The 2,975-nt window shown below is 75.3% G+C and carries 3 protein-coding genes; all 3 read right to left on the minus strand.

Translation table 11 applies throughout. The annotated features are described in order from the left end of the window. A partial coding sequence (fliF, locus tag J5Y09_RS24105; protein ID WP_209354398.1) for a flagellar basal-body MS-ring/collar protein FliF occupies positions 1-1,423 on the minus strand: 1,423 nt, incomplete at its 3' end. Between the two features lie 177 nt (positions 1,424-1,600). After that, positions 1,601-2,269 (minus strand): flagellar hook assembly protein FlgD, encoded by a 669-nt coding sequence (locus J5Y09_RS24110; protein ID WP_209354399.1) that lies wholly within the window; start codon positions 2,267-2,269, stop codon positions 1,601-1,603. A gap of 19 nt (positions 2,270-2,288) precedes the next feature. Then, on the minus strand, positions 2,289-2,975 hold a 687-nt coding region (locus J5Y09_RS24115), incomplete at its 5' end, for a flagellar hook-length control protein FliK (RefSeq protein ID WP_209354400.1).

The raw sequence follows: 2,975 nt of genomic DNA on the forward strand, positions 1-2,975 counted from the left end.
CCTCCGCGCCGCCCGCGGCGCCGGCCAGCGCCGGCGGGCTGACTGCCGCGGCCAGCCGCCCGATCGCCGGCCGCCCGACGAGCAGGATGGCGAGCAGGGCGACCAGGGCGAAGATGCCGCTTTCGATCAGCCGCGCGATGGTGGTGCTGGAGAAGTTCAGGTCGAACATCCCCTGCGCCGCCGCGTCGCCCGCCGGCGGGTCGGCGAAGCGGAGGGAGACGACCTCCACCTTGTCGCCGCGCTGCTCGTTGAAGCCGACCGCGCTGCGCACCAGCGCCCCGATGCGGGTAAGCTCCTCGGCCGTCCGCTCGCGGAAGGTCGCGGGCCCGTTCGCCTGCGGCTCCCACACACCGTCGACCAGCACGGCGACGGAGATCCGGCGCACCACCGGGTGCTCGCGCACCGTGTTGCGGGTGGTGCGGCCGATCTCGAAGTTGGTCGTCTCCTCCTGGCGCGATTCCTGGGTGGAGTTGCCGCCCTGGTTGTCGGCGCCGGGGGTGTTGTTCTGCACGCTGGTCGTGCCGCCTTCGGACCCGCGGGAGGATTCCTGCACGCTCTGCTGGCTGCGCGGCACCTGGTTCTCGGGGTCGAAGCGTTCCTCGGTCGTCTGCACGCGGTCGAAATCCATCTCGACCGAGGCTTCCGCCCGGACGCGGCCGGGGCCGAGGGTGCGTTCGAGCATCTCCTCGACCGCGCGGCCGATGCGCAGCTCCTGGCCGCGGCGGATTTCCTCCTGCGAGGCGGCGGCGGCCGGGCCGGCCAGCGCCTGCCCACCGCGCGCGAGCAGCGCGCCGCGGCTGTCGACGATGGAGATGTTCTGCGGCCGCAGCCCGGGGACGGCGGTCGCGACAAGATGCAGCACGGCCGCGGTGCCCTCGCGGTCCAGCCGCTGCGCGCCCTGCATGGTCAGCACGACGGAGGCCTGCGCGTCGCCGCGGTCGCGGGAGAAGGCCTCGCGCCGGGGCAGCACCAGGTGGACGCGGGCGGACCGCACGCCGTCCAGGCTCGAGATCGAGCGGGCGAGCTCGCCCTCCAGCGCGCGCAGCCGGTTCACGTCCTGCTGGAAGGGCGTGGTCGTCAGGCTCTCCCCGCGGTCGAAGATCTCGTAGCCGACCGACCCGCCGCGGGGCAGGCCTTCGCGCGCCAGCGTCAGGCGCAGGCGGGGGATCTCGGCCTCGGGGGCGAGGATGCGGCTGCCGCCGGCCTCGATGCGGTGCGGCACGCGGGCGCGTTCGAGCGCCGCCACCACCTGGCCCGCGTCACGCGGGTCGAGGTCGCCATACAGCAGCGCCATCGGGGGCTGGCTGGCCCGCAGGGCAAGCCAGGCGAGCAGGCCGAGCACGGCGATACCGGCGCCGGCAAGCGCCGCCAGCCGCATCGGGCCAAGGGCCCGCAGCTGACCGAGAAGTCCTGCCGCGTTCATCGGGCCATCGCCCCATGTGTCGCGTCGCGCCGCGCCTGCCGCGTATGCCGCATCCGATGGCCGCCTCCTGCCGCCGGGGGCAAGATTTGCCGATCGGGTGTTTCGCGCCGGTTAACGCGCGCTAATGAGAGCCCGCCGGCGGGCCGCCGTGCCACAGCGGCCCACCCCCGACGGGCATCAATTCGCCGGGGCGATGCTGCGCAGCCGGTCGAAGCCGACCGTCAGCGCGCCCATGCGCAGGTTCAGGTCGGAGCCGCTGCGCTCGGCCCCGGTGACGGTGCCGCGCACCGCGAAGGGCACCGACACGGCTTCCCCGTTCGCGCCGCGGCCGTTCACCTGCACGCGGTAGGCGCCGTCGGTCAGCTGGCGGCCGGTCGAATCGCGCCCGTCCCAGGTCCAGCCCGACGCGGCTTGGGTGAGCGTGACGTTCTGCGTGCGCACCGTGCGCCCGGCGCCGTCGATCACCGCGATCTCGGCCGTGCGCACCGTGCCGGCGACGGGCAGGCGGATCTCGGCCGTGCCGTTCTGCAGCGCGATGCGGTCGCTCTCGACCTCCGCGCGCTGGCCGACCAGCGGCGCGGCGGCGGTCAGCTGCGCGGATTGCTGCAGCGTGATCATGCGCTCGAGGTTCTGGTTCATCGCGATCTGCTGCTCGACCGAGGCGAACTGCACGAGCTGGTTCGTCATCTGGTTGGCGTCGAGCGGATCGGTCGGGCTTTGGTTCTGCAACTGCGTCGTGAGCAGCGTCAGGAAGGTGTTGAAGTCGCCCGCCAGCCGCGTGTTGGACCGGGTGGCTGCGCTGGCGCTGGCGGCGGCGGAGGTCGTGGAGGCGATCGAGCCGGACATGGCGGGTCCTTTCCTGGCGTCAGATGGCAAGGTCGATGAGGGAGAGCGCGCGGCGCGGCGGCGGCGCGGCGGGCGTGGCGCCGCGCGGGCCGGCATCGGCCGCGAGGGCCTGGCCCTGCGGCGCGCGGCCGCCCTGCTCGTCGCGCCGGCCCTGGGCGTGGCCGGAACCCTGCCCGTCGGCCGACAGGCCGAAGGACAGCGCGCGGCCTTCCGGCTGCAGCCCGGCCTGGGTCAGGGCGCGGTCGAGCTCGCGATGGTCGCGCTGGAGAAGGGCGAGCGTCTCGGGACGTTCGGCGAGGATGCGCACCTCGGACATCTCGCCGACGCGTTCGACGCTGACCTCGACGCGGCCGAGCTCGCCCGGGTCAAGCGTGATGGACAGGCTGGCATCGCCGCCGAGGGACAGCGCGACGACGAGCGGCGTGATCTGCCGCGCCGGCGGGGCTGGCGGGGCGGCGCGCGGCGCGGGGGTGGCTTCGACGACGGGTGCCGACTCGCGCTGGACGCCGCCGGCGGCCTCGATCCCGGCGGCGCCGGCGAGCGTGGCATCGGGTGCCGGGGCGACCGGGCCGTTCGGCGCGAGGCCGGGCGGGGGCAGGGCCTCGGCGCGCGGGGCCTGTTCGGCCGTGGCGGCGGCGAGGGCGGGGGGCAGCGGCGGCAGCGCGGCTTCCGTGCCGGCGGGCCGCGCGGCGGGATCGAGCGGGGC

The sequence above is a fragment of the Roseomonas nitratireducens genome, from assembly GCF_017813355.1.
In the GTDB taxonomy this organism is placed as follows: domain Bacteria; phylum Pseudomonadota; class Alphaproteobacteria; order Acetobacterales; family Acetobacteraceae; genus Neoroseomonas; species Neoroseomonas nitratireducens.